The 26,959-nt window shown below is 69.5% G+C and carries 17 protein-coding genes; 6 read left to right on the forward strand and 11 right to left on the reverse strand.

Annotated features, from left to right (window positions below; genetic code table 11):
* Positions 1 to 24: 24 nt before the first annotated feature.
* From ACWDAG_RS41230 to ACWDAG_RS41245, 4 genes are all read left to right on the forward strand, one after another.
* The gene (locus ACWDAG_RS41230; RefSeq protein ID WP_450700696.1) at positions 25 to 1,944 is read left to right on the forward strand and encodes a hypothetical protein; all 1,920 of its coding nucleotides are present in this window, start codon (positions 25 to 27) and stop codon (positions 1,942 to 1,944) included.
* 99 nt (positions 1,945 to 2,043) lie between these two features.
* Positions 2,044 to 2,937, forward strand: coding sequence for a metal-dependent hydrolase (locus ACWDAG_RS41235; protein ID WP_450700697.1), 894 nt, complete (start codon positions 2,044 to 2,046; stop codon positions 2,935 to 2,937).
* Complete coding sequence (locus tag ACWDAG_RS41240; protein ID WP_450700698.1) at positions 2,937 to 3,977, forward strand: PDR/VanB family oxidoreductase; 1,041 nt, start codon at positions 2,937 to 2,939, stop codon at positions 3,975 to 3,977. Before ACWDAG_RS41235 ends, ACWDAG_RS41240 begins: the two co-directional genes overlap by 1 nt.
* 56 nt (positions 3,978 to 4,033) lie before the next feature.
* A complete protein-coding gene (locus ACWDAG_RS41245) occupies positions 4,034 to 4,723 on the forward strand; it encodes a TetR/AcrR family transcriptional regulator (protein WP_450700699.1) in 690 nt (229 codons plus the stop codon).
* Positions 4,724 to 4,853: 130 nt separating this feature from the next.
* Here the strand turns inward: ACWDAG_RS41245 and ACWDAG_RS41250 are convergent, their stop codons facing one another.
* From ACWDAG_RS41250 to ACWDAG_RS41295, 10 genes are all read right to left on the reverse strand, one after another.
* Positions 4,854 to 5,213: a 5-carboxymethyl-2-hydroxymuconate Delta-isomerase gene (locus ACWDAG_RS41250; protein ID WP_450700700.1), complete on the reverse strand. Its 360-nt coding sequence runs from the start codon at positions 5,211 to 5,213 to the stop codon at positions 4,854 to 4,856.
* Positions 5,214 to 5,251: 38 nt separating this feature from the next.
* Positions 5,252 to 6,874, reverse strand: coding sequence for a SpoIIE family protein phosphatase (locus tag ACWDAG_RS41255; RefSeq protein WP_450700701.1), 1,623 nt, complete (start codon positions 6,872 to 6,874; stop codon positions 5,252 to 5,254).
* 70 nt (positions 6,875 to 6,944) lie between these two features.
* The gene (gene pulA, locus ACWDAG_RS41260) at positions 6,945 to 12,356 is read right to left on the reverse strand and encodes a pullulanase-type alpha-1,6-glucosidase (RefSeq protein WP_450700702.1); all 5,412 of its coding nucleotides are present in this window, start codon (positions 12,354 to 12,356) and stop codon (positions 6,945 to 6,947) included.
* A gap of 233 nt (positions 12,357 to 12,589) precedes the next feature.
* A complete protein-coding gene (locus ACWDAG_RS41265) occupies positions 12,590 to 13,987 on the reverse strand; it encodes a glycoside hydrolase family 30 protein (protein ID WP_450700703.1) in 1,398 nt (465 codons plus the stop codon).
* Between the two features lie 129 nt (positions 13,988 to 14,116).
* Positions 14,117 to 15,490, reverse strand: coding sequence for an alpha-amylase (locus tag ACWDAG_RS41270; RefSeq protein WP_450700704.1), 1,374 nt, complete (start codon positions 15,488 to 15,490; stop codon positions 14,117 to 14,119).
* A 123-nt stretch (positions 15,491 to 15,613) separates the two neighbouring features.
* A complete protein-coding gene (locus tag ACWDAG_RS41275; protein WP_450700705.1) occupies positions 15,614 to 16,132 on the reverse strand; it encodes a GNAT family N-acetyltransferase in 519 nt (172 codons plus the stop codon).
* 63 nt (positions 16,133 to 16,195) lie between these two features.
* Positions 16,196 to 17,878 carry a glycoside hydrolase family 13 protein gene (locus ACWDAG_RS41280; protein WP_450700706.1) on the reverse strand — a complete coding sequence of 561 codons (1,683 nt, stop codon included), beginning with the start codon at positions 17,876 to 17,878 and terminating at the stop codon, positions 16,196 to 16,198.
* A 131-nt stretch (positions 17,879 to 18,009) separates the two neighbouring features.
* A complete protein-coding gene (locus ACWDAG_RS41285) occupies positions 18,010 to 18,921 on the reverse strand; it encodes a sugar ABC transporter permease (RefSeq protein ID WP_450700707.1) in 912 nt (303 codons plus the stop codon).
* A 13-nt stretch (positions 18,922 to 18,934) separates the two neighbouring features.
* A complete protein-coding gene (locus ACWDAG_RS41290) occupies positions 18,935 to 19,939 on the reverse strand; it encodes a carbohydrate ABC transporter permease (RefSeq protein ID WP_450700708.1) in 1,005 nt (334 codons plus the stop codon).
* A gap of 109 nt (positions 19,940 to 20,048) precedes the next feature.
* On the reverse strand, positions 20,049 to 21,320 hold the full coding sequence (locus ACWDAG_RS41295) for an extracellular solute-binding protein (protein ID WP_450700709.1): 1,272 nt from the start codon (positions 21,318 to 21,320) through the stop codon (positions 20,049 to 20,051).
* A 393-nt stretch (positions 21,321 to 21,713) separates the two neighbouring features.
* On the opposite strand from ACWDAG_RS41295, the gene ACWDAG_RS41300 reads away from it, so the two are divergent.
* Both ACWDAG_RS41300 and ACWDAG_RS41305 read left to right on the forward strand, forming a co-directional pair.
* On the forward strand, positions 21,714 to 22,748 hold the full coding sequence (locus tag ACWDAG_RS41300) for a LacI family DNA-binding transcriptional regulator (RefSeq protein ID WP_450700710.1): 1,035 nt from the start codon (positions 21,714 to 21,716) through the stop codon (positions 22,746 to 22,748).
* A gap of 131 nt (positions 22,749 to 22,879) precedes the next feature.
* A complete protein-coding gene (locus ACWDAG_RS41305) occupies positions 22,880 to 23,785 on the forward strand; it encodes a phosphatase PAP2 family protein (RefSeq protein WP_450700711.1) in 906 nt (301 codons plus the stop codon).
* A 114-nt stretch (positions 23,786 to 23,899) separates the two neighbouring features.
* Here the strand turns inward: ACWDAG_RS41305 and ACWDAG_RS41310 are convergent, their stop codons facing one another.
* Positions 23,900 to 26,896, reverse strand: coding sequence for a bifunctional [glutamine synthetase] adenylyltransferase/[glutamine synthetase]-adenylyl-L-tyrosine phosphorylase (locus tag ACWDAG_RS41310; RefSeq protein ID WP_450700712.1), 2,997 nt, complete (start codon positions 26,894 to 26,896; stop codon positions 23,900 to 23,902).
* Between the last annotated feature and the right edge of the window lie 63 nt (positions 26,897 to 26,959).

The raw sequence follows: 26,959 nt of genomic DNA on the forward strand, positions 1-26,959 counted from the left end.
CACGATTCGCTCGTTTTGCTGAACGTGCAGTCACAGGATGTCGCCCCGCCCCCCGCACCGTCCCCTTCCGACCCGGCCGTCGACGTCGAACAGGCCGAGGCCGCGCTCGTCGAGCACTACCCGCGGCTGGTCCGGCTCGCCTATCTGGTGCTGCCGCCGAGCCTCGGCCGCAACCGGCGCGTGGTGACCGCACACGCCCTCACCCAGCGCGCCCTGCCCCGGGGCCGGGCCCAGGCGCCCGCGATCCCGGCCCGCTCGACCGGGCGCAACGGCGACCCCGGGTACGCCTTCGTCCGCCTCCAGGTGCTGCGCACGGCACTGGAGGCGGGCCTGCCACTGAGGCGCACGGCGCTCCCCAAGCGCTCCCAGCTGCCGCCGCTGCTCCCCCAGGTGTGGGGCCTGCGCCTCTTCCCCCGCTCGGGCGGTGCCGACGAACTCGCCCTGGACCAGCGCCTGTCCGCCCTGTCCGGGCCCGCCCGCGCCGCCTACGTCCTGCGCGGCCTGGAGGAACTCCCCGACGGTGACGTGGCCAAGGTGCTGACCGCCGCCGGCTGTGAGGACCCGAAGGGCGCGCTCCGGGAGGCCGACGACGTCCCGGAGCAGTACGCCCTGCTCGACTCCCCCGAGTTCGACCCCTGCTCACTGCACGCCCGGCCCACCGATCTGATGCGGCGCAGACAGCACACCAAGGCCGCGCTCGCCGCCGCGGCGGCCGTCGCCGTGTGCGGGGTGCTGCTCGGTCTGCCGGGGGACGGCTGGGCCCCCGACGGCGCCGCCGCCCCCGTGTACGCGCAGAACCCGGCGGCGGTAGCCGCGCTGGACCCGGCCAAGCTGCTGCGGGTCGCCCCCACCGCCTGGACGACCTCCGCACGCACCGACTTCTCCGTGTGGCCGGCCCGCGGCGACCTCACCGGCGACAAGGCCCTGCTGCGCCGCGCCCTCGCCGTCTGGGCGCGCCCCGGCGAGAGCGTCCAGGTCTCCGCGACCCCCGGCACCCCCTCCGGCGGCCCGTCCGGTCCGCCCCAGCTGCTGTACGCCGGGACCGTCGACAGCGCACGCGTGGTGATGCTCTACGACGGTCTGCGCATCGTCCGGTACGCCGAGCCGAAGAGCGGCACGAAGGGCGCCGCCCTCGACTTCGCACGGGTCGACGGCGCCGACCGCGCCGAGGCGAACGCACTGGTCCTCAACCGCGCCGACGGCAATGTCCGCTATCTGACGGCCCCCTGGGTGAAGCAGGCCGCCGAGCGGGACCTCCTCAAGCCGGGCGTCGGCACGACGGCCCTCGCCCTGACCGGCGGGGTCACGGCGCCCCTGGCCAGCTCCGCCGCCGAGACCGGCGACTGCACGTCGTGGAAGGTGCTCCAGCTCACCGACGCCACCGGCACCCGCCTCAGCACCGACCTCGGCGAGCTCGTCCCCGCCCATCTCACCGCCGGGCGGCCCGGCGCCACCCACGAGGCCGCGGGTGCCGGGGCCCTGCACACCTGGGCGCCGTACGCCTGCTCGCTGGCCTCGATGCGCTCGGCGGGCGTGCGCACGGTCAACGCGTGGGCGTACGGCCGGCAGCCGCTGCCGGACGCGAGCGGCGCGGCGGACTGGGTGTGCACCCGGGCCGACACCTGGCGGGGCGGCGGGACGCGCGTACTGGCGCAGTTCCACACGCCGGGCGGGGCGTACGGGGCGGTCGCGGCGAAGGCGGAGAACGTACCGGCGTGCGGGGCGAAGGACCCGCATGTGCTGGCCGGGGTGCTGTGGAAGTCGGAGGCGAAGAACTGGTACCTCCTCGCGGCCGGCAGCCCGGGGACCTCGTCGATCAGCACGACGGGAGGGGTCAGCGCCTCCGCCCCGGGGAACCTCCTGGCCGTACGGGCCAAGCAGGGGGCGCGGGCCGAGCTGGCGGGGACCCTGGAGGACGGCAGGTCGATCAGCGGACTGCACTAGCCGCCGGGTCGCTGCCCTCCACCCCTCTTGCTGACATCGGCGTCAACAAGTCCCCGCCGAAGGGTTTCCCTCGGACTTACCCGTCAGTACATTGACGCCATGTCTAACACGCAGGCCTCGGAGCGGGTCGCCCTCAAGGCGCGGAAGGTGTCCTTCTCCTGGGAGGAGACGCCGCTGCACTGGGTGCCTGGGGATCCGTTCACCACGCACACCATCAATGTGCTGCATCTGCTGCTGCCCGCCGGTGAGCGGTGGTTCGTGCACGTCTACAAGCAGGTGCTCCCGTACATCCGGGACGAGCGGCTGCGCGAGGACGTCATCGGGTTCATCGGGCAGGAGGCGATGCACTCGCAGGCCCACGACGAGGTCCTGCCGCACCTGAAGGAGCTCGGGCTCGATCCGACGCCGTACACCGCGCAGGTCGACTGGTTCTTCGAGAAGCTGCTCGGCGATCGGACGCTGCCACCGGGCAGGGCGCGCAAGTGGTGGCTGATGGAGCGGGTGGCGATCATCGCGGCGATCGAGCACTACACCGCGTTCCTCGGCAACTGGGTGCTCAACGCGGAGGAACTGGACCGGCGGGGCGCCGACCCGACCATGCTGGATCTACTGCGCTGGCACGGCGCGGAGGAGGTCGAGCACCGGTCCGTCGCCTTCGACCTGTTCATGCATGTCGACGGCGGCTACCGGCGGCGGGTGCGCACCTGGGCCACCGCGTTCGCGGCGATCGTGTTCCTGTGGCAGCGGGGGGCGCGCTTCTTCATGGAGAACGACCCGACGCTGATCGACGGCCACGCGAGCTTCAAGGACTTCTACGTGCGCGGCAGACGGGGCACCCTGCCCGCAACCGGCGACATGCTCAGGTCCATCCCGCGGTATCTCAGCCGGGCCTACCACCCCTCCCAGGAGGGCTCCACCGAGCAGGCCGTCGCCTATCTGGCCTCCTCCCCCGCGGCGGTTGCGGCCCTCGCGGCGGAGAAGGGAGCCCTGTGATGCCGAAGCTGCGCACGGTCGTGGCCGTCGCGGGCGCCGCGATGCTGGTCAGGCGGGCGATGCGACACCGTATCCGGACCTCGCCGTTGTGGCCCATGCCCGCCCTGGAGAACCCGACCTCCGGGCGGCCGCGGTCCAGGGCGCTGAGGCTGCTGGTCGCCTCGCGCGAGACGGTCGCCGACGGCGTCGTACAACTGCGCCTGAAGGGAAGGGACTTGCCGCGCTGGGAGCCCGGCGCGCATCTCGACCTCGTACTGCCGTCGGGGCTGGTGCGGCAGTACTCGCTGTGCGGCGACCCGGAGGACACCTCGTCGTACACCGTCGCCACCCGGCTGATCGAGGACGGGCGCGGCGGCTCGCGCGAGGTGCACGAGCAGGTCACGGAGGGGATGGAGCTGGAGGTGCGCGGGCCGCGGAACCGCTTCCCGCTCATCGAGGCCCCGTCGTACGTCTTCGTCGTCGGCGGCATCGGGATCACTCCCGTGCTGCCGATGCTGCGGGCACTCGGGGAGGACACAGAGTGGCGGCTGGTGTACGGCGGGCGGACTCGGGCGTCGATGCCGTTCCTGGAGGAGATCCAGAAGCTGGGCGGCGACCGGGTGACCGTCGTCGCCGAGGACGAGGACGGACTGCCCGACCTCGACGGCCTGTTGGCGGACACGGCCGAGGATGCCGCCGTGTACTGCTGCGGGCCGGAGGCGCTCATCGCCGCGATGGAGGAGCGGTTCACGCAGGTTCGCCTGGAACGGTTCACACCCCGTACGTCGGCCGACGGCAACGGCGCCTTCGAGGTCGAACTCCGGCGCAGCGGGCGGACGTTGACCGTGCCGGCCGACTCGACCGTGCTGGCCGCCGTGCGCGCCGAGCTGCCGAACACCGCCTACTCCTGTGAGCAGGGGTTCTGCGGCACCTGCGAGCAGCGGGTCCTGGAGGGCGAGGTGGAGCACCGGGACGAACTGCTGACGGACGCCGAGCGCGCCGACTCGATGTTGATCTGCGTTTCGCGGGCACGAAGTGAGCGTCTCGTGCTGGATATGTGAACACCGATGGCCGGACCGGACCGTTCCGGGCCGGATCCGATCGGTAAGGTGTTCGCATGACTACCGGGGTTCGCCGCAGAATGGGAGTCGAGGAGCGGCGGCAGCAGTTGATCGGCGTCGCCCTCGAACTGTTCAGCCAACGCTCTCCCGACGACGTCTCCATCGACGAGATAGCCGCCGCCGCGGGCATCTCACGCCCGCTGGTGTACCACTACTTCCCCGGCAAACTCAGCCTGTACGAGGCCGCGTTGAGGCGTGCCGCGGAGGATCTGGCGGGCCGGTTCAAGGAGCCGCAGGAAGGCCCGCTGGGCGCGCGGCTGCTACGGGCGATGCGCCGCTTCTTCGACTTCGTGGACGACCACGGCCCCGGCTTCTCGGCCCTGATGCGCGGCGGCCCGGCGGTCGGCTCCTCGGCCACCAACGCGCTCATCGACTCCGTGCGCCAGGCGGCGTACGAACAGATCCTGTCGCATCTGGACGTCCAGGACCCGTCCGCCCGCCTGGAACTGGTCATACGCTCCTGGATCTCCCTCGCCGAGTCGACCGCCCTGATCTGGCTGGACGGCCGCCGCATCCCACGAGCCGAGCTGGAAGCCCAACTCGTCCACGACTTCGCGGCGCTGGCGGCGGTGAGCGCCGCGTACGACGAGGAGATGGGCGCGCTGCTACGCCGTATGGTCAAGGACGAACCGCCGGACGGGCCCTTCGCGGACCTGGTGGCCCGGCTACTCGCGCTTGCTTCTTGAGCCCGCGGTCCCGTAGCGCCCTGAAGGGGCGCGGGGCTGTATCGATTTGCGGCTACCGCCGCGTGGGCGCGAGCAACCACAACGGGCCCGCAGACGAGCGACAACCCAGCGCGGCGCCTCCAGCGGAACGCTACCGTTCAAACTTCCGGTATGAAGCATCGAGGTCCCGCACCTCGGCGGAAGCGTGCAGCACCGCATGACCGTCGTCCTCGACGTGCTTCTTCAGCAGCTCAAGGGCGGTCTCCGTCAGCTTCGCCTTCGTCTCCTCGGTGCGGCCCGCGAGCAGTCCGATCATGACGTGCACCACGGCGTGACCCTGGTCCGAGGGGTCCTCGTAGCCGAACGCGGTGACCTCGGACGCGCGGAACTGCGTCTTGCAGGCCTCCGGCTTGGCGGCCGCGACCTCGACGAGCGCGGTGTGCAGGTCGTGGGCGAAGCCCTCCCGGTCGAAGCTGATCGACTTCGAGTGGTCGACGGTGATCTGCGGCATGGGCACTCCTGTTCCAGAACGGCGGCGACGGGAGCAGCCTAATTCCTCAGCTGGAGCGCCAGCATCGCGATGTCGTCCTCGCGGTCGTGCCCGAAGCAGGCCAGGAGGGTGTCGCACAGCGCGTCCAGACCGGGCAGCGCGCCGACGGCCGCCGAGCGGAGCTGCTCCATCGAGAGGCTCAGGTCCGTGCCCCGGGTCTCGATCAGGCCGTCGGTGACCATGAGGAGCCGGTCGCCGGGGTCCAGGAACAGCTCGGTGGGCGGCGGGTGCGGCAGGCCGAGGCCGAGCAGCGGGCCGTCCGCCTTGGCGTAGTCCGCGTCGCCGGTGGTGCGCAGGATCAGCGGCGGGATGTGACCCGCGTTGGCGATCCGGGTGCGCCCCGTCTCGGGGTCGATCAGCACCAGGCAGACGGTGGCGGTGACCTCGGGATGGTAGTGCTGCAGCATCCGGTCGAGGCGCTCGGCGAGCAGGGCCGGGTCGCTCTCCTCGACGCAGTAGGCGCGCAGCGCATGCCGTATCTCGACCATGACGGTGGCCGCCTCCAGCGAGTGCCCGACGACATCACCGACCGCGGTGAGCGCCCCCTCCTCGGTGCGCAGGGCCGCATAGAAGTCGCCGCCGATCTCGGTCTCCCGGGACGCGGGGACGTAACGGACCCCGACGTCGATGCCCGGCAGTTCGGGCAGTCGGTGCGGCTGGGGCAGGAAGCTGTGCTGGAGGGTGAGGGCGACATGCCGCTCGACCTGGTACATGAGCAGCGGCTCGGCGGCGAGCGCGGCGGCCTGCGCCAGCTGGGCCACCAGCGCCTCCTCCTCGGGGTTCACCCTGCGCACCCCGCGGGTGGGCGTGGCCAGGCACACGGGGGCCTGGCCGTCCTGGGTGGGGACCAGTGCCAGCCGGGCGTCGTGCTGTACGCCGGGCCGGAAGAACCCGGCGGGCCACAGCGGCGCGGGCACCGTGGTGATCTGCACCCCGGCCTGTCCGCGGGTGAGCCGCCGCAGCAGACCGGCCACGGTCCGGTGGGCGCCCGCGTCCGGCATGGCGAGGGAGGTGCGGTCCCGGGATATGCCGCGGTACAGCTCGTCGTCCGGGCCGAGGACGAAGACGGCGGCGGGACCGCCGATGAGCCGCGCGGTGCCGTCGGCGGCGGCGTCGGCGAGTTCCTGCAGCGAGCGTGCCGCCTGGATGGTGACGATCGCCTGGGACAGCAGCGTCAGCCGCCGTACCAGTGCCTGGTCGTCGGCCCGCAGCCGGGCGGTGCGCACCGCGGAGCGGACCACCGCCTCGATCTCCTCGGGCTCGGCGGGCACCGTCAGATAGATCTCGGCGCCCGCGTCCAGCCCCTGGCAGCGGTCTCCCGGGGCGACGGCGGCGGCCGAGAAGTGCACGACGGGCAGGCCCGCCATGTGCGGCCGCTCCTTGAGCCGCCGGCACAGTTCAAAACCGCTCATGTCCGGCAGGTCGACGTCGACGAGGGCCACATCGGGCAGGGTGCCCTTGCGCAGCCGTACGTCGAGTTCGACGAGGGCCTGCTGGCCGGTGGCGACCGGTACGACCTGGTGTCCGGCCCGGCGCAGCACGGTGCCCATCGCGTACCTGCTGGCCGCGACGTCGTCCACGACCAGCACGGTCGTGTCTGTCAGCTTGCCGTTGAGGTCCATCTTTCAGCCCTTGGACAACGCCGGTGGGGCAGACCGGGGTTCGGCCTGCCCCACCAAAGTAATGCCCCTTTCAGGAGATCCGGGAGAATATCGCGACACTGCGCCCCGGAACGGCGAACGTGCCCGATTCCCGCTCATAGGAAGAGGTCTTGACGATAGGGTCGGCGCCCGCCGCCTGGACCGGGTGCAGGCGGTAGCCGGTTCCGGCCAGGGCGTCGATGCGTTGCGCCTGCTTCTGCGCGGTGGCGTTGAAGACGACCACCAGGTCACCGAGCTGCATGGTGATCACGCCGGGCGTCTCGTCCTTCCCGGACAGCGGGAAGGACAGCTTCGACTGCACCTGCGCGGCCGTGTCGAGCGAGAAGACGCCGTCCGTCGAACGGATCTTCAGCAGGTCCTGGTACGCGGCCGAGGCCCCCTCGATCTGCGGGCAGCCGACCCGTACCGAGCCGAGCAGCGGCTTCGCATACGGCCACTTGGACTGGTTGTCGGCCGCCATCGGCAGCCCCCGCCCGAAGCCGTTGCCGTCCGCGCAGTTCCAGTGGATGGCGTTGAACCAGTCGCCGCTGTCGAACGAGTTGCGGTCCAGGGACTTGGAACGCAGCAGGTCGGAGCCCGCCTGCGAGAGGGACGGACCCTGCGAGAGGGTGGCCGTCGCCATCGCGAGAACCTGCATCCTGGCCCGGTCGGCCGCACTCGTGGAGGCGGGCAGCTTGTAGGTGAGGGCGTCGAAGAGGGACTCGTTGTCGTGCGCGTCGGCATAGGCGACGGCGTCACCGGGTGCGTCCGCGTAACCGGCCGGCTGACCGTTGTAGTCGATCTCCGCGCCGGTGACCTCCTTGCCGTCGTCGTCGGTGAAGCGGTACTTGGCGAGGTTTCCGGACAGACCGACCTTGATCAGGTCCTGGTAGTGCAGCAGCCGGACCTTCTGCTCGGCCGAAGTGCCGTTCGCCGTGGACGAGTTGGGGTCGGTGTACAGGCCGGAGGCGAAGCCCTGGACGCCGGGGTCGGAGTCGAAGGGGCTGCCGCCGCGCACGGCGTCACGGGCGCGGTCGGAGAAGGTCGCGATGCCGGTTCCGGCCATGTTCTTCTGCGTGGCCTGCACGAAGCGGGCGTCGTCGGCGACCTCTCCGAAGTTCCAGCCCTCGCCGTACATGATGATCTTCTTGCCGTCGACGCCGTCCTTCGCGAGGGTCAGCGCGTCGAGCGCCTTGCGCACGGCGAGGATGTTGGCCTTCGGCTGGTGCCCCATGAGGTCGAAGCGGAAGCCGTCGACCTTGTACTCCTTGGCCCAGGTGACGACCGAGTCGACGACCAGCTTGCCCATCATGGAGTTCTCGGTCGCCGTGTTGGCGCAGCAGGTGCTGTTCGCGACCGAGCCGTCCGCGAGGAGCCGCTGGTAGTAGCCGGGCACCACCTTGTCGAGGACGCTGGTGTCGGCCTGACCGGCGGCCGCCGTGTGGTTGTAGACGACGTCCATGACGACCCGAAGACCGTCCTGGTTCAGCCCCTTCACCATCTTGCGGAACTCGACGGTACGGCCGGTCCCGTCCGGGTCGGTCGCGTACGAGCCCTCGGGGACCGTGTAGTGGAACGGGTCGTAACCCCAGTTGTAGGCGTCCTTCGCGGCGATCTTCGCGACACACTCCTGCTGCTTGTCGGAGTCGGCGGCGTAGGAGGCGAGAGCGCAGTCCGTCGTCGCCTGGTCCGCCTTCTTCTCCGGGACGGTCGCGAAGTCGAAGGCGGGCAGCAGATGGACGTACGACGTCCCCGACTTCGCGAGCTGCCGCAGGTGCTTCGAGCCGTCGCTGTTCCGGTCGGTGAAGGCGAGGTAGGTGCCCTGGTCCTTGGCCGGCACGGTCTTGTCCGCGACGGAGAAGTCCCGGATGTGCAGCTCCTGGATCTGGGCGTCCTTCAGCGGTACGGCCTTGGGCTTGGCGAGGCTCGACCAGCCGCTGGGAGCGAGGGACCTGTCGTCCAGGTCGACGACGAGGCTGCGCCCGGAGTTCGCGGTGAGGGCGACCGAGTACGGGTCGGTGACCTTGTTGGTGACCACCTTGCGGACGCTCGGCGCCCACACCTTGACGACGTACCGGTAGGGCTTGTTCTTCCAGGACGCCGGGCCGGTGACGGACCAGACGCCGGTGGAGTCCTCGCGCTTCATCTTCTTGACCGAGCCGTCGAGCTCCAGACCCACGCTCTGCGCGGTCGGCGCCCACACGGCAAGCGTGGGACGCCCCTTGTGGAAGGTCGGCCCGAGCTCGGCCTTGGTCGCGCCCGCGTAGACGTCGTCGAGCACTCCGGCGATCTGGACGCCCGTCGCCGCGAGCACGGCACCGTTGGCGGCCCGCTGGGAGGCGACGATCTGGCCGTCGAGGGCCTCGCGCACCCGGTCGCGGTCGCGTGGGTCGACGGACCAGGCCGTGTAGGCCTTCAGATGCGGGAACCTGGCCTTCTGGGCGTCGGTGAGCGTGGTCTTCTCCAGCCGTAGCCAGCGCTCGTCGTCGCTGGTCAGCGCACCGTCCTTCACGGCGATGGAGCCGTCGTGGGAGTACAGCAGCTGGGTGGAGGCGGCGGCGTCGGAGCCGTTCCAGGCGACCGTGTTCCGGTCGATCCAGACCGCCTTGGAGGTGGTCAGGTCGAGCGCGGCCGCCGAGCCCGCGGGCTGCGGCAGCAGGTACTTCTCCTGGCCGTTCAACAGCCACACCTCGTAGCCGTTGGACTTGAGGTCCAGCGACTGGTCGGCCGGGAGGTCCTTCTCGTCGCCCTTGTGGATGATGTAACTGAGGCTGGTGGCGCCGTCGCTGAGCGGCACCTCGAAGACCGCGCCATAGGCGTCGGTCCGCACCGGCTTCAGCGGGCTCGACCAGTCCGTGGGGTTCGCGGCGCCGGTCCAGACGTGCAGGCCCCAGCCGTCGTAGTTCCCGTCGGCGCGGTGGTAGTGGATGACCGCCTTGGTCCTGTCCTGCGCGGGGTAGTCGGGACGTGTCGTCTGTACGGCCTCCTTGCCCTGCTCGATCCAGATCTCGCCGGTCTTGGTGACGTCGATGGTGCGGTCGGTGGAGACGTCCTTGTTGCCGTCCTTGTCGACGACCAGGAAACCGACGCTGGAGGCGCCCGGCTTCAGCTTGACGTAGGCGAAGGCGCCGTAGGCGTCACGGCCGACGAACGGGTGACCGGCCGGCCAGGTGGTCGACTCGCCGTCGGCGAGGTCGCCCCAGGCGTACAGACCCCACTTGTCGTAGTCGCCGTCGGTGCGCTTGTAGTGGACGACGGCGTAGTCGCGGGAGGAGGCGGTGGGGGTCTCCGCGGTGGGCGGGGTGCCGGTGGTGGAGGCCGCCGTGGCGCTCGCTGTGTTTCCGGCGGTGTCGACGACAACTGCCTTGTAGCGCAGGGCGGTTCCGGCCGGGGCGTCCTTGCCGATGACCTGCGTGACCTTGTACGGGGCGTGGTCGGCGGAGCCCAGGACCCTCCACTTGCCGTCGCCGACCTGGGCGGCGAAGACGACGCGGTTGAGCTGTCCGCCGTCGACGTCGGCCGAGAGTTCGACGGTGCCGGTGGCGCCGGCGTCAGGGGCCTTGAGGGTGAGGGTCGGCTTGACCGTGGGCCTGGCGAGCCTGCCCGCCGCCTTGAGGACGATCGCCGTACCGGCCGGGACGGTGACCGTGATCTTCTTGTCGGAGTCCGACGTGACGACGTCCGAAGTCCCGTAGATCCCATGGAACTTCATACCTGCCGAGCCGGTCGCGAAGGTCGCCGTCCTCGCCTCGTCGGCGTTGTTGAGGGCGACGACGTACTCCTGGCCGGTCCTGGCGTCCGTACGCGAGAAGGCGTAGACACCGGAGCCGTCGGCCGCGTACCGCTGGGTCTGGACCCCGTCGGTGAGGGCGGGGTTGTCCTTGCGGAGCTTGCTGAGCTCGGCGATCTGCTCGTAGAGCGGTGCGCCCGTGTCGTACGAGTCGCTCGCGTGGGTGCGGTCGGTGCCGATCTCGTCGTCGTCGAGGTAGTCGGCGACCTTCGAGGCGAACATCGTCTGGCGGGCGTCCTTGTCGCCGCCGGAGCCGGTGAAGCCCTGCTCGTCGCCGTAGTAGACGACGGGGTTGCCGCGGCTGAGGAACATCACCTGGTTGGCGAGCTCGTCCTTCTTGAGGATCTCGGCATCGGTGGCCTTCGGGTTGTCCTGCTTCAGGAAGTACCCGATGCGGCCCATGTCGTGGTTGCCGAGGAAGGTGACCTGCTCGTACGCGTTGGCCTTGTCGGTCGTGTACTTGTAGTCGTCGCCGAAGAGCGAGGCCAGCTTCTGCGCGCTGCCGCCCTGGGAGGCGTAGCTGCGTGCCGCGTCCTGGAAGGGGAAGTCGAGGGTGGCGTCGAGGCGGCCCTGGGTGACGTACGGCGAGGTGATGGACGTGTCGGCGGAGTAGACCTCGCCGAACATGAAGAAGTTCTTGCGCCCCTGCTTCGCCGCGTAGGCGTCGAGAGCGGTCGCCCACTGGGTCCAGAAGTCCATGTCGACGTGCTTGACCGTGTCGATCCGGAAGCCGTCGATGTCGAAGTCGCGCACCCAGCGCTCGTAGATCTTCTCCATGCCCTGTACGACCTCGGGACGCTCGGTCCACAGGTCGTCCAGGCCCCCGAAGTCGCCGTACGTGGCGCTCTCACCGGCGAAGGTGGAGTCACCGCGGTTGTGGTACATCGTCGGGTCGTTGAGCCAGGAGGGCACCTTGGCCTTCTTGTCGGCGGCGGCGACGGTGGGCGTGCGCGGGAAGGAGTCGGTGTCGACGGCGGGGAACTTCTCGCTGCCGTCCGCGTAGTCGGCGTCGTCGAAGGGCCGGCCGTCCTTGGTCAGGTACGGGAAGGCCCCCTTGGAGAGATAGTCGTAGGACTTCTCCTTGTAGTCGACGACATCAGCGGTGTGGTTGGTGATGACGTCGAAGAAGACCTTCATGCCCTTGGCGTGCGCCTTGGCGATGAGGGTTTCCAGGTCCTTGTTGGTCCCGAAGTGCGGGTCGACCTGGGTGAAGTCGGTGATCCAGTAGCCGTGGTAGCCGGCGGAGGCGTTGTTCCCCGTCCCCTGCACGGGACGGTTCTTGAAGATCGGGGCCATCCAGATGGCGGTGGTGCCGAGGCCCTTGATGTAGTCGAGCTTCTTGGTCAGCCCCTTGAGGTCGCCGCCCTGGTAGAAGCCCTTGTCGGTGGGGTCGTAGCCGGTGGAGAGCCGCGAGCCGGTCAGCCCACCCCTGTCATTGGAGGTGTCGCCGTTGGCGAAACGGTCCGGCATGACGAAGTAGAACTGCTCGCGCGTGTCGTCGTGCCGGGCGGGCACGGCGGCGAGCTTCGCGTCGGAGGGCGGCGGAGGCGGGGAGTCCGCATGGGCCGCGAGTGGCTGGATCAGGGCTGCGGCGAGGGCGGCCACGGCGACGGCCGTGACCCGTCCGGCATGGGCGGTACGGCGCGTCCGGGGCGCCGGCCATCTCGGTATCACAGGCGTGAGCTCCTTGCGATTACGGCTCTCTGGGTCCGACCCCGCGCGACCGTATCGCTAACGCAAGGTTTACAGCAAGAGACTTGAAACCCCTAGCAAGAACTTTCACGAGCCTTGAGTTCCCCAAGAAGGACAGCCCCGGGACCGTGACCCGGGAGTCCGGACGAACCGCTCGTACACGAGGGGCAGTTCGTCCGGATACACCACCCGTGACACCTGGAAGTGAGCGGGCCCTATCGCCTGATGGTGTAGGTGACCAGAGACCGGGCCGGAACCGTGGCTGTCATTGAGCTCCTGCTGACCGCCACGGTCGGCTGTTGTGCCGTGCTGTGTGTGGCGTCGGTCAGGTACGGGGTCGCCGTTCCCTTGGGGATTCGCGTGTTCTTCAGGTCGAAGGTCACCGGAGTGGCACTGGTGGCGGTGTTCAGCGCGACGACGGTCACCGTCCCGTCGGTGTTGCGGAACGCCGACAGCTTGAGGTCGGCGTCGGCGGTCGTGGCGCCGATGCGGGTGGCGCCGGGGCGGATGAAGCGGCTGTAGTTGGCCATCGCCCACAGGCGCTTGGAGACGTGGTAGCTGTCGCCGTCCATCTGGATCAGGCCTCGGGTGGCGCCCAGCGAGGCGCCGTACCAGTACACATAGCCGCTGGTGTTGCCCTTGGTGAGCGCGTCGTGGATGGCGGAGGCGACGGTGAAGCCGTCATAGCCGCTGCCGTCGTCCCAGTTCTCGTTCCAGGTGGTGCCGTCGGGGGACCACTCCGACATCCAGGTGCGCTTGTGCGTGGGCAGCGGACCGTCGACCTTGCTGGCGTAGGTGTGGCCGGTGTGGGTGGTGACCAGGCCCCGCGCCTTCGCATCCGCCTCGATCGCGCTGCTGTAGGCCTTCTCCTCGTCCCAGCCGAAGGAGTCGCAGCAGGCGACCTTGTACCCGGCCGCGCGCGCGATCGGGCCGAAGGTCCTGATGAACTCGACGGCCTGGGCGGGGGTCAGCCGCATGGAGTCGTACGTCGCCGTCCAGTCGGGCTCGTTGGTGAACCCGAGGTCGGTGATGCCGATGCCCTCCTGGCGGTAGAACCTGGCGTACTGGACCAGGAAGTTCGCGTACGCCTTCTTCCAGTCGCCGCTCGCGCACGTCGCTCCGGACAGTCCGCACAGGGTGCCGCCGTTCGCGTCGGTGCCGTTGGTCTTCATATAGCCGGGGGCGGTCCAGGCGTCGGCGTAGAAGCGGTTCACCCCGTACGCCCTGGCCTGCTTGGCAAGCCAGACCTGGCCCTTGTCGACGCCGTCCCACACGTACTTGGGGGTCGCGTTCGGGCCGCCGGGATCGGTGGGCTGGATGCCGGAGTCGATGCCCAGGCGCAGGATGCTCAACCCCGCTCCGGTGCTGCGGTTGAGCAGCAGGTCGAGGATCTCCTTCTGGTGCTGGGCGGACAATCCCTGCGAGCCGTTCATGATGGCCGCTCGTCCGAAGTGCTCGGAGAAGCCGAAGCCGTCGATCGGCTGGTACGTGGTCGAGCTGTTGATGGTCGCCGTGGTGGCGGCCGGCTCCGGCAGGGCGGCCGCGGTGGTGCCGGCGGCCGTCAGCAGGGCCGCGAGGGACGTCAACGCCCACTTTCTGAGCCTGCGCTGCATGATGCTCCCTTCACGGGAACGCCATCTGGGAGCGCTCCCACAGACATCAGGGAACGTAGGACGACACTCGGTGAGCGTCAATCCCACGTTCCCCTTTGGTTGTTGTGGATCCGCTGCTTTTCTCTCCGCTCAGCAGCTCGTCTTGCCCGCGTAGATCGCGAGGGCGGTGTTGGAGCCGAGGGTGGCGCTGAACCGGCCGTTGGAGTCGACCGTCACGCTGGTGTTGTTCTGCACGTTGCAGTACGTCCCCGCGGGCAACGACGTCTGGTATGTGCGGGTCAGGCTGCTCGGCTCGTGGTTGATGGCCACGTAGCCCTTGCTGCCGCGGCCGAAGGCGATGGCGTTGTTGCCGTTGTCCCACCAGTTGGTCACCGACTGGCCGCGGGTGGCGTTGCGGAAGGCGACCATGCGGATGATCTCGGGCCAGGCGTGCTGGCACTTCCAGCCGTCCTGCCAGCAGGCGTTGACCTGGCCGTTGTTCGGCGGCCCGGCGTCCTTGTCGGACCACTCATAGCCGGAGTTGATGTCCGGGGCGCCGTACGGGTAGGCCAGCATGAAGACGTTGGCGAGCGTGTAGTTCGCCCCGTCCTTGTAGTTCAGGGTCGAGCCGTTGCGCTCGGTGTCGTGGTTGTCGACGAAGACACCCGCCACCGAGCTGTTCATGTAACCCCAGCCCTCGCCGTAGTTGGTGAGGTAGGCAAGCTTCTCGTTGTTGAAGACCCGCTTGAGGTCGTAGGCGTAGCGGAACTCCTGGACGTCGCCGTTGCCCGTGTACTCGGTGGGCTGGACGGCCTCTCCGGCACCGTAGATGACCTCCTGCTTCCAGTACACCGACGGGTTGCTCAGCCGGGACTTGATGTTCGCGAGGTCGGTTGCCGGGATGTGCTTGGCCGCGTCGATGCGGAAGCCGTCGGCGCCGTAGCCGAGGAGGCTGTTCATATAGCCGGCGATGGTGGCGCGGACGTACTCCTCGCCGGTGTCCAGGTCGGCGAGGCCGACGAGTTCGCAGTTCTGGACGTTGGCGCGGTTGGTGTAGTCGCTGATGGTGGACGTGCAGTCGTCCATGTCGTACGAGGAGTACAGGCCCGGGTAGTTGTACTTCGTGTACGACGAGCCGCCGGTGCCGGTGCCGCTGCCCGAGGTCATGTGGTTGATGACGGTGTCGACGACGACCTTCACGCCTGCCGCATGACAGGTGTCGATCATGTTCTTGAAGGCCGTCGCGTCTCCGAGCCGGCCCGCGATCTTGTAGCTCACGGGCTGGTACGAGGTCCACCACTGCGAGCCCTGTATGTGCTCGGCGGGTGGACTGACCTGGACGTATCCGTAGCCGGCGGGGCCGAGGGTGTTGGTGCACTCCTTGGCGACGGAGGCGAAGTTCCACTCGAAGAGGACGGCGGTGACGTCCTTGGTCCCGGGCGGAGTTGCGTCTGCGGCGGTCGGGGTCATGACAAGGGCGGCCGCCGTGAGGGCGACGGTCGCCGCGAGGGTTCTGCGTGCCATGTGGGGGTCTCCTTCACCATTGAAGGCTCTTGCAGAAACTTTCCCGCAACTTGCGGTGACGGAGATGTTAAAGGCCCGCTGCCGGAAAAGGCAGCGGGCTGTGTGAAGTTGATGCAAGAACTTTCACGACGTGGGAACCGGCAGCCGATAGAGGACCTGCGGCTGCCCGAACTCGACGAACCGTTCGGTGAGTGTGGCGCCCAGGGCGTCGAGGAGCCTCCGGGAGCGCGTGTTGGCCTCCTGGGTGACGGCGACGAGGTCCGCTCCCGGCCGGATGGCCAGAGCCCAGTCAGCGGCGGCCGCCACGGCCTCGCGCGCGTACCCGACACCCCAGTGTTCGGGCAGCAGTTGATAGGAGAGCTCAGTACGGCCCTCCCGCGCCCCCGGCTCCACCAGCACGGAGCCGATGACGAGACCGTCCGCCCTCCGTACGACACTGAGGAGCCCCTGCGCACCCACGCACCGCTGCTCGCGGGCACGTACCACGCCCTCGTCGGCCGGACCGCCCAGGTGGCGACGCACATCGGGGTCGGTCCACAGGCGGGCGTGGGCCGGGACGTCCGGTGGCTCAACGGGGCGCAGAAGCAGGCGCGTTGTCGTGACGGACGCGGGCCATTGGGGGAAGGCGGGTGTGTCGGACATGACGGTGAGCATCGCAGAGGCCTGCCGCCCGGTCGGGCGGCAGGCCTCTGGAAGGTGGCGGGGTCAGGCCGTCGTGAACCACACCGTCGTGTCCGCCGGTACCTTCGTCTCGCCGTCCGCCTCGGTGACCTCGCCGCTGGTGAGCAGGACGCGGCCGTACGCCGGGGTCGTCACGGACTCGCCGCCGGTGTTCGCGACGCACACGAACTCCCCGCGCCGGAAGGCGAGTACGCCCTCTGGGGCGCGCAGCCACTCCACCGTGTCGCCCGCGCCCAGGTCGGACTGTTCACGACGGACGGCGAGGGCGGCGCGGTACAGCTCCAGGGTCGAACCGGGCACGCCGGTCTGCGCCTCGACGCTCAGCTCGCCCCAGCCCTCGGGCTGCGGGAGCCAACTGCCGCCGTCGCCGAAGCCGTACGAGGAGCCGGTGCGCGCCCACGGGATGGGCACCCGGCAGCCGTCGCGGAAGCCGTCCTGGCCGGCGCCGCGGAAGTACGCCGGGTCCTGCCGCACCTCGTCCGGGAGGTCGACGACGTCCGGGAGGCCGAGTTCCTCGCCCTGGTAGACGTACGCCGATCCGGGCAGCGCCAGCATCAGCAGGGTGGCTGCCCGGGCGCGCCTGAGGCCCAGCGCGCGGTCGCCGGCCAGGCGGATCTGGGTGCCGAGGCCGGGCGCGTTGGCGAAGCGGGTGGCGTGACGGGTGACGTCGTGGTTGGACAGGACCCAGGTGGCGGGGGCGCCGACCGGGCGCATCGCCTCCAGGGTGCGGTCGATGACCTTGCGGAGCTCGTCCGCGTCCCAATCGGTCGACAGGTACTGGAAGTTGAAGGCCTGGTGCAGTTCGTCCGGGCGGACGTAGTTGGCCGTACGCTCCACCGTCGGGGTCCAGGCCTCCGCCACGAAGATGCGCTCGCCCGAGTACTCGTCGAGGATGGTGCGCCACTGGCGGTAGATCTCGTGCACGCCGTCCTGGTCGAAGAACGGCATGACATCGTTGCCCAGCAGTTTCAGCTGCTCGTGGGTGCCGAGGTCGGGCAGGCCCTCCGCCTTGACCAGGCCGTGGGCCACGTCGATGCGGAAGCCGTCGACGCCCATGTCGAGCCAGAAGCGCAGGATCGAGCGGAACTCGTCGCCGACCGCCGGGTGTTCCCAGTTGAAGTCGGGCTGCTCGGGGGCGAAGAGGTGGAGGTACCACTCCCCCGGTGTGCCGTCCGGCTCGGTGACGCGTGTCCACGCCGGGCCGCCGAAGATGGACTCCCAGTCGTTGGGCGGGAGTTCGCCGTTCTCGCCCTTGCCGGGGCGGAAGTGGTACCGCTCGCGGAGCGGGGAGCCGGGGCCTTCCCGCAGTGCCCGCTTGAACCACTCGTGCTGGTCGGAGGAGTGGTTCGGGACGAGGTCGACGATGATCCTCAGGCTCAGCTCGTGGGCGTCGCGGATCAGCGCGTCGGCGTCGAGGAGATTGCCGAACATGGCGTCCACGGCCCGGTAGTCGGCGACGTCGTAGCCGGCGTCGGCCTGCGGGGAGGCGTAGAAGGGGCTGAGCCACACGGCGTCCACGCCGAGGTCGCGCAAGTACGGGAGTCGGGAGCGTACGCCTTCCAGATCGCCCATGCCGTCGCCGTTGCTGTCGGCGAAGCTGCGCGGATAGACCTGGTAGATCACCGCGTCCCGCCACCAGTCGCTGCGCTTGGCGACGGTGGTTACGGCGGAGGTCGGGGCCGGGTCGGTGGACTGCTGCTGGCTCATGGCGTCCTTGATACGTAACGGAGTCATTGGGTCAGTGGTGTGTCGTACGGCGACTTCTTGACGAGGCGGCCGCGGTCACAGCGGGGTCGGATGGAGACCGCGGCCGCCTCGGGTCTGGGGACCCCATGGGGTCAGCCCTTGGTGCCGCCCGCGGTGAGGCCTGTCACCAGGTTCTTCTGCACGAGGTAGAAGAAGATCGCGACCGGTATCGCGATCAGCACCGCGGCGGCGGCCATCAGGTTGCGCTGGGCGTCGTGCTCGCTGACAAAGGTCTGCAGGCCCACGGCGAAGGTGTACTTGTCGTCACTGAGCATGAACGTCGAAGCGAAGGCGACCTCGCCGAAGGCGGTGAGGAAGTTGTAGAACGCCGCGACCGCGAGACCGGGCTTGGCAAGGGGCAGGATCAGCCGCAGGAACGTGCCGAAGGGCGACAAACCGTCGACCCGTCCCGCCTCGTCGATCTCGAAGGGGATGGTGTCGAAGTAGCCCTTGAGCAGCCAGGCGCTGTACGGGACGACGGTGGTGCAGTTGATCAGGATGAGGCCCTGGTAGGTGTCGATGAGGCCCAGGTCCGACATGATCTGGTACATCGGCACGATCAGTACCGCGATCGGGAACATCTGCGTCAGAAGCAGCAGCCACATGAACTTCTTGTAGCCGGGGAAGCGCATGCGCGAGACCGCGTAGCCGGTGCTGGCTGCGATCAGCACACCGATGACCGTGGTGCCGACCACCACGATGAGCGTGCTCTTCAGCCAGTCGAAGAAGCTGGTGTGCTGGAGGACGAACGAGTAGTTGTCGAACGTCATCGTGTGCCAGATCTGGCCGGGGTGCAGGTAGTCGTCCTTGTCCGGGCCGAGGGACAGGAAGAACAGCCAGGCGACCGGGAAAAGAGCGATCAGACTCGCGACGATCAGGATGGTGTGGGTGGTCAGGGCCGCGAGGGGGCCGCGCTCGCCGCGTCGGCGCGCCCGGCGCCCGGGGGCGGCCATGGACGGCTTCTCAGCCGCCGTGGAGGAGGTCTCGACAGTGGTCGTACTCATGGGAGCTCCTGCCTCAGATCGCGAGCTGCTGCTCATTGCGGTTCAGCCAGCGGCGGTAGAAGGAGGTGAAGACGATCAGGATGGCCAGCAGCAGGATGCCGTACGCGGCCGACTGCGCGAAGTCGCGCGGTTGCTGTCCGAAGCCGAGGTAGTAGGACCAGGTGACGAGGATCTGGGCATCCGGGGCGGTGTTGCCGAACAGCAGGAAGATGATGGCGAACTGGTTGAAGGTCCAGATGATGCCGAGGAGCACGACGGTGGAGCTCACGGACCTGAGGCCCGGCAGGGTGACGTAGCGGAAGCGCTGCCAGGCGGTGGCACCATCCATCTCGGCGGCCTCGTACAGCGTGCCGTCGATGGCCTGCAGGCCGCCGAGCAGCGAGAGCATCATGAACGGCACACCGCACCAGGTGTTGACCATGATCGCGGCGAACCGCTGCCAGAAGGTGTCCTCCAGCCATGAGGGTTGGGGCAGATGGAGGGCGTGCAGGGCGGTGTTGATGATGCCGCCGTCGGCGAGCATGAAGCGCCAGCCGAAGACGGTCACGAAGGTGGGCACGGCCCAGGGCAGGACCAGGACCATGCGGTAGAGGGTACGGCCGCGGAACTTCTCATTGAGCAGCAGCGCGAGGCCCAGGCCGATCGTGTAGTGCAGTGCCACGCACAGGGCCGTCCACACGACCGTCCAGATGAAGTGCGACCAGAAGCGGTCGTAGGACAAGGGACCGAAGAGGATGTCCTTGTAGTTGTGGAGCCCCACGAACTTGTACGTGGCGTCGATGTGATTGACGCCGATCGTGCGCGCGGTGTTGAGGCTGTTGGCGTCCGTGAGCGTCAGGTACAGGCCGTACACGAGTGGGTACAGGACGAGGACGCCGAGGACGATCGCCACGGGGGCGATCATCGCGTATGCGTACCAGTGCTTCTGGTAGCTCTGCTTCAGGCGTTGGCCCAGCCCGGGCCGCGGCGCGCGGTCACCGTGGCGTTTGCCGGTGGCGCGGTCGATGGCGACTGTCATGTTCGACACCTTCTGGAAGTTCTTCGGCTCTGAGAAGTGGCTGGGCACAGGCCGGTGACCGCCGGGTCCGTCCCCCCATTCAAAGGCGGACCCGACGGTCACTCGGGGCTTACTTGCTGAAGTCCGGCACCAGCTTGGCCATGGCGAGTTCGGCGTTGCTCAGGCCCTTGTCCAGGGACTCCTTGCCTCCCGCGATGCTGCTCAGCTCGGTGTCCAGCGGGGTCCACAGGGAGCTGTACTCGGGCAGCGCCGGGCGCGGCTGGGCCGAGGGCAGGACCGTCTGGTAGCCGGCGATGCCCGGGTCGGCCTTGACCTCGGCGGTGTAGGCGTCGTCGCGGGTCGGCAGCGTGGAGTTCTTCAGGGCGATCTCCGTCTGGGACTTCGCGGAGGTCATGAAGTTCACGAACTTGAGGGCCGCCTTCTGGTGGGCGGAGTCCGAGCCGGCGTAGACGGACAGGTTGTGGCCGCCGGTGGGGGCGCCCGCCTTGCCGGCGGAGCCGGCCGGGACGGTGGCGATGCCGAGGTTGGACTTGTCCTTGAAGGCGGAGCCCTTGTAGAAGTTCGTGATCTCCCAGGGGCCCTGGATGATCGAGGCGACCTTGCCGTTGACGAAGGCGTCCTGGATGTGGGCGTAGGCGTCGGCGGTGGTGTCGGCCTTGTGCAGGCCCTGTCCCTTGAAGAGGCTCAGCCAGGTGCCGTAGGCCTTCTTCGCGGGCGCCGAGTTCACGGTGATCTTCTTGGCGTTGGCGTCGACGGTGTCGGTGCCCTCGCCGTAGAGGAAGGTCTGCGCGTAGTAGGACTGGGTGGAGCCCCAGTAGCCGTAGACCTTGGCCTTGGAGTCGATCTTGGCGGCGTCGGCCTTCAGCTCGTCCCAGGTCTTGGGGGCCTCGGTGATGCCGGCCTTCTTGAAGAGTGCCTTGTTGTAGACGAGGGCGAGGGTGTCGGTGACGAACGGCACGCCGTAGGTCTTGCCCTCGTACTGGGCCTGCTTGATCAGGCTGGGCTGGAACTTGCTCTGGTCCTTGAGGGCCTCGGTGCCGTCCAGCGGCAGCAGGTAGCTCTTCTTGGCGAAGGCGGGGGTCCAGCCGACCTCGGAACGCAGCACGTCCGGGGCGCCCTTGGAGCCGGCGGCGGTGTCGAACTTGTTCTGCGCCTGGTCGAAGGGGACGTTGACGTACTTGACCTTGATGTCCTTGTTGGCGGCCTCGAACTGCTTGATCAGGGCCTGGTACGTCGGCGCCTCATTGGTGGCGTTGGAGGTGTCCCACCAGGTGATGGTGACCGGACCGTCGGCCTTGTCGCCGCTGCCGCTTCCGCCGCACGCCGTCGCCGCCAGGGCGAAGGACGCCACCAGCGCGGTGGCCGCTATGCCACGCCGCATGAGTTCTCCTTGAGGGTGAAAGCCCGTGTGGTGCAGGTGCGGCCCCGTCTGCCGTTCCTGCTGTCGTGCCGACTGCGCCGTTGCCGCCGCCGGGCGACGTGAACGTAACAGCGTTGAAAGCTGCGCGAAAGGTCTTGCAGCAAAAAATTGCAAGGAGGCGCGAAGGTTACCGGCCCGTGACCTCTCCTCGACCCCCGCGCAACCGAGTATTGAAGCCGTTGAGCGGGCCGTGGGAGTGTTGTGCAAGACTCTGCAAGCTCTTGCCGAACCAGGCGCCCACCAGAATCACGAGGGACCGCGATGACGCAGCAACCCGCTCGGGGCCGTGCAACCGCTCGCGCCCGGCGCCCGATTGGTGTGCAAAGTGACGGTCGGCCGGTACAGTCCAGCCCTGTGACCACACGGCTAGCCGACATCGCTGCTCAGGCGGGGGTGAGCGAAGCGACCGTCAGCCGCGTCCTCAACGGCAAGCCGGGCGTCGCCGCCACCACCCGCCAGTCCGTGCTCGCCGCCCTCGACGTCCTGGGGTACGAGCGCCCGGTGCGGCTGCGGCAGCGCAGCGAGGGCCTGGTGGGCCTGATAACCCCGGAGCTGGAGAACCCGATCTTCCCGGCGCTGGCCCAGGTGATCGGCCAGGCCCTGACCCGGCAGGGCTACACCCCGGTCCTCGCCACCCAGACCCCCGGCGGATCCACCGAGGACGAGCTGACGGAGATGCTGGTCGACCGCGGGGTCGCCGGCATCATCTACGTCTCCGGACTGCACGCCGACACCACCGCCGACATGGAGCGCTACGAGCGGCTGCGCGCGCAGGGCGTGCCGTACGTCCTGGTGGACGGCTTCTCGCCGAAGGTGCAGGCGCCGTTCATCTCCCCCGACGACCGCGCGGCGATGACACTGGCGGTCACCCACCTGGTGTCGCTGGGACATGTGCGGATCGGTCTGGCCCTCGGCCCCAAGCGCTTCGTGCCGGTGCAGCGCAAGATCGAGGGCTTCATCCGCTCGATGCAGGACCAGACCGGCCTGAGCGCGCAGACGATCGAGACGGAACTCGTCCAGCACTCGCTGTACACCCTGGAGGGCGGCCAGGCCGCCGCCACCGCGCTGATCGGCCGTGACTGCACGGCGGTGGTGTGCGCGAGCGACATGATGGCGCTCGGCGCGATACGCGCGGCGCGGCAACTCGGCCTCGAAGTCCCGCGGGACGTCTCGGTGGTGGGCTTCGACGACTCCCCCTTGATCGCCTTCACGGACCCGCCGCTGACCACGATCCGCAAGCCGGTCCCGGCGATGGGGCAGGCGGCGGTGCGTACGTTGCTGGAGGAGATCGGCGGGACGCCCGCGCCCCACAGTGAATTCGTGTTCATGCCGGAGCTGGTGGTGCGGGGGTCGACTGCTTCGGCGCCTGGGGACCGGAATCGTCCCTAGGGCGGAGAATCCTCGATTTCGTGCAGTGCGTCGGGAGTAGGCGCGCACGTCTGTCTGTTGTAGAACATGCGACGCGAACCCGACCGCGGGATGATCGGTCGCAGAAGGCGTTTCTGGCAGACTTTGTGCCCATGGGTGACTCGACCGTGACCAGTCTGGACGACCGTGAACAGACGGCCGCTCCCGACTCCCTCACGGCCGTGAGCGGGCCGGAATTCCTGCGCCGGCTGCGTACCCCGCGCCGCCCCCATCTCTGGTTCGAGATCGTTCTGATCGCGGTGAGTTACTGGACGTACTCACTGATCCGCAACGCGGTTCCGGAACAGCGCGGTCAGGCGCTGCGCAATGCCGACTGGCTGTGGCAGATGGAGCACCATCTCGGCATCGCCGTCGAGGTGTCGGTCAACCACACCGTGAACTCGGTGACTTGGCTGATCGTCGGCATGAACTACTACTACGCCACGCTGCACTTCGTGGTGACACTGGGTGTCCTGGTGTGGCTCTACCGTAGTCACCCGGGCCGCTATGCGGCGACCCGTCTGGTGTTGTTCGCGACGACGGGTGTGGCTCTGGTCGGTTACTACCTGTATCCGCTCGCGCCGCCCCGGCTGATGAACGGCAGCACCTTCATCGACACGGTCATGGTCCATCAGACCTGGGGGTCGATGGCCTCCGGGGACCTGAAGCACGTGTCGAACCAGTACGCCGCGATGCCGTCCATGCACATCGGGTGGTCGGTGTGGTGCGGGCTGACGATCTTCGCGCTGGCCAGGGTGCCGTGGGTGCGGGTCCTTGGTCTTTTGTACCCGGTGGTGACGCTGACGGTGATCGTGGCTACAGCCAATCACTTCTGGCTGGATGCGGTGGGGGGTTTGCTGTGTCTGGCGTTCGGGTTCGCGGTGGCGCGGGTCTGGTACGGCGTGCTGCCGTATGCGCTGCCGGAAGTGCCGGGCCGAGCCGTCGATCGTCTGCAGCGCCGTCGTGGCTGGTCGCGCCCCGCGGCGGAGCCGCAAGTGGACACAGCCCAGCGTCCCTGAAGGCAAGGCGCAGGCCAGCCATACCCAGCCCGTCCGGCGTTTGAGGACGAGGCCCCTCAAGGGCCGAACGGCGGTCTGGGGGCGGAGCCCCCAGGGACGCGCACCCCTACCGTCCTACGCCCCGTAGAACAGCACCTCCACCACGGCCCGAGCCCTCCGCGCCGTACGGCGGTACCCGTCCAGCATGTCCCCCACGTGTCCGTCCCCGTACCCCAAGTACCGCCCCACCGCGGCCAGTTCACGCACGCCCGAAGGGAAGGTGTCCCCTGCACGGCCGCGCACCAGCATCACGGCGTTGCGCACGCGGGTGGCCAGGACCCATGCCTCGTCCAGGATGGACGCGTCCTCGGCCGAGATCAGCCCGGCCGCGGCCGCAGCCGCCAGTGCCTCCCGGGTTCGGGTGGTGCGCAGGCCCGGCTCGGCCCAGCCGTGCTGCAGCTGGAGCAGCTGCACGGTCCATTCGACGTCGGACAGGCCGCCGGGCCCGAGCTTGGTGTGCAGCTTGGGGTCGGCGCCGCGCGGCAGCCGCTCGGACTCCATACGGGCCTTGAGGCGGCGGATCTCCCGTATGGCGTCGTCGCCGAGTCCCTCCGCCGGATACCGCAGGGGATCGATCAGCTCGATGAAGGAACGCCCCAGCTCCTCGTCCCCGGCGACCGGCTCGGCCCGCAGCAGCGCCTGGGACTCCCAGACCAGGGACCAGCGGCGGTAGTAGGCCTCGTACGACTTCAGTGTCCGCACCAGCGGGCCGGACTTGCCCTCGGGCCGCAGGTCCGCGTCGATCAGCAGCGGCGGGTCCGCGCTCGGGATCTGCAGCAGCCGCCGCATCTCGGAGACGACCCGGTTCGCGGCCTCCGAAGCCTCCTGCTCGGGCACGCCCTCCCGCGGCTCGTGCACGAAGATCACGTCCGCGTCGGAGCCGTAGCCCAGCTCGTGTCCTCCGAAGCGGCCCATGCCGATCACGGCGAACCGGGTCGGCAGGGTGTCGCCCCAGCCGTCGCGCACCACCGCGCGCAGCGTGCCCGCCAGGGTCGCGGCCGTCAGGTCGGACACCGCGCCGCCGACCAGGTCCACCAGCGCGCCCTGGTCGGCGGCGGCCGGCTGGGTCTCGGTGCCGTAGGAGCCGACGATGTCGGCGGCGGCCGTACGGAACAGCTCGCGGCGACGGACGCCGCGGGCCGCGGTGACCGCCTGCTGTGCGTTCTCCGCGCGGCCGACGGCGGCGAGGATCTCCTGCTCCAGCTGGGACCGCTCCCGCGGCTCCAGACCCCCGCCGTCGCCGTCGCCGAGCAGGGCCACCGCCTCGGGGGCGCGCATCAGCAGGTCGGGGGCGAGGCGCCCGGCGGACAGCACACGTGCGAGGTTCTCGGCCGCCGCGCCCTCGTCCCGCAGCAGCCGCAGATACCAGGGGGTCTTGCCGAGCGCGTCGGAGACCTTGCGGAAGTTGAGCAGGCCGGCGTCCGGGTCGGCGGAGTCCGCGAACCAGCCGAGCAGCACCGGCAGCAGAGTCCGCTGGATGGCGGCCTTTCTGGTCACCCCGGAGGCCAGCGCCTCCAGGTGGCGCAGGGCGGCGGCCGGGTCGCCGTAGCCGAGCGCGACCAGCCGCTCACGGGCCGCCTCCGGGCTCAACCGGGCCTCGCCGGGCGCGAGTTGGGCGACCGCGTCGAGCAGCGGGCGGTAGAAGAGCTTCTCGTGCAGACGGCGTACGACGGCCGCGTGCCGCCGCCATTCACGATTGAGCTCGGCGACCGGGTCGGCGCGCAGGCCGAGCGAGCGCCCGATGCGCCGCTGGTCGGCCTCGTCCTCGGGGACGAGGTGGGTGCGGCGCAGGCGGTAGAGCTGGATCCGGTGCTCCATGGACCGCAGGAAGCGGTACGCCTCATCGAGCTGCACGGCGTCCGCCCGCCCCACGTACCCGCCCGCGGCCAGCGCCTGCAGCGCGTCCAGGGTGGTGCCGCTGCGCAGCGCAGCGTCCGCCCGGCCGTGCACCAGCTGCAGCAGCTGTACGGCGAACTCGACGTCCCTCAGGCCTCCGGGGCCGAGCTTCAGCTCGCGGTCGATCTCGGCGGCGGGGATGTTCTCGACGACCCGGCGGCGCATCTTCTGGACGTCGGCGACGAAGTTCTCCCGCTCGGCGGCCTTCCAGACGAGGGGTTCGAGGGCGGCGACGTACTCCTCGCCGAGCTCGATGTCGCCGGCCACCGGGCGGGCCTTGAGCAGCGCCTGGAACTCCCAGGTCTTGGCCCAGCGCTGGTAGTAGGCGAGGTGGCTGGAGAGGGTGCGGACCAGCGGGCCGTTTCTGCCCTCGGGGCGCAGATTGGCGTCGACCGGCCAGATGGACCCCTCCACCGTCGTCTCGGAACAGATCCGCATCATGTGCGAGGCGAGCTTGGTCGCGGAGCGCAGGGCCTTGCCCTCGTCGGCCCCGTCGACGGCCTCGCCCACGAAGATCACGTCGACGTCGGAGACGTAGTTGAGCTCATGGCCGCCGCACTTGCCCATCGCGATGACCGCGAGCCGGCACAGCGCGGCGTCCTCGGGCGCGGCGGCGCGGGCTATGGCGAGGGCGGCGCGCAGGGTGGCGGTGGCCAGGTCGGCGAGCTCGGCGGCGGACTCGGCGAGGTCGGTGGTGCCGCACACGTCACGGGCGGCGATGGACAGCAGGCAGCGGCGGTAGGCGACGCGCAGGGAGACGGGGTCGGTGGCCTCCGCGAGCCCCCGCTCGAACTCCTCCACCCCCGGGTGCAGGTCCTGCGGCTCGTAGGTGACCAGCGCCTCCCAGTCGCGCGGGTGCCGGGCCAGATGGTCGGCGAGCGCGGCGGACGCGCCGAGCACGCCGAGCAGCCGGTCGCGCAGCGGCTTGGCCGCTATCAGCGTGTCGAGCAGCTCGCGGCGCGCGGTCGGGCCGGGCTGGGCCTCCAGCAGCCGTACCAGACCGAGCAGCGCGAGGTCCGGGTCGGCGGTCGCACCCAGCGCTTCGAGCAGCACCGGGTCGTTGCGCACGGGCATGAGCTCCGCGCTGTCGAGCAGCCGCTCGGCGGCGGAAGGATCGGTGAACCCGTGCCGAAGCAGCCGCGTGAAGGTACTGCTCCTGCGCCCAGGCACCGTCATCCCCGTCCTCCTGTCGGATCAAGGTCGTACTGGCCCGAGCGTAACCGGAGACACTGACACAAG

Source organism: Streptomyces sp. NPDC001157 (assembly GCF_053598255.1).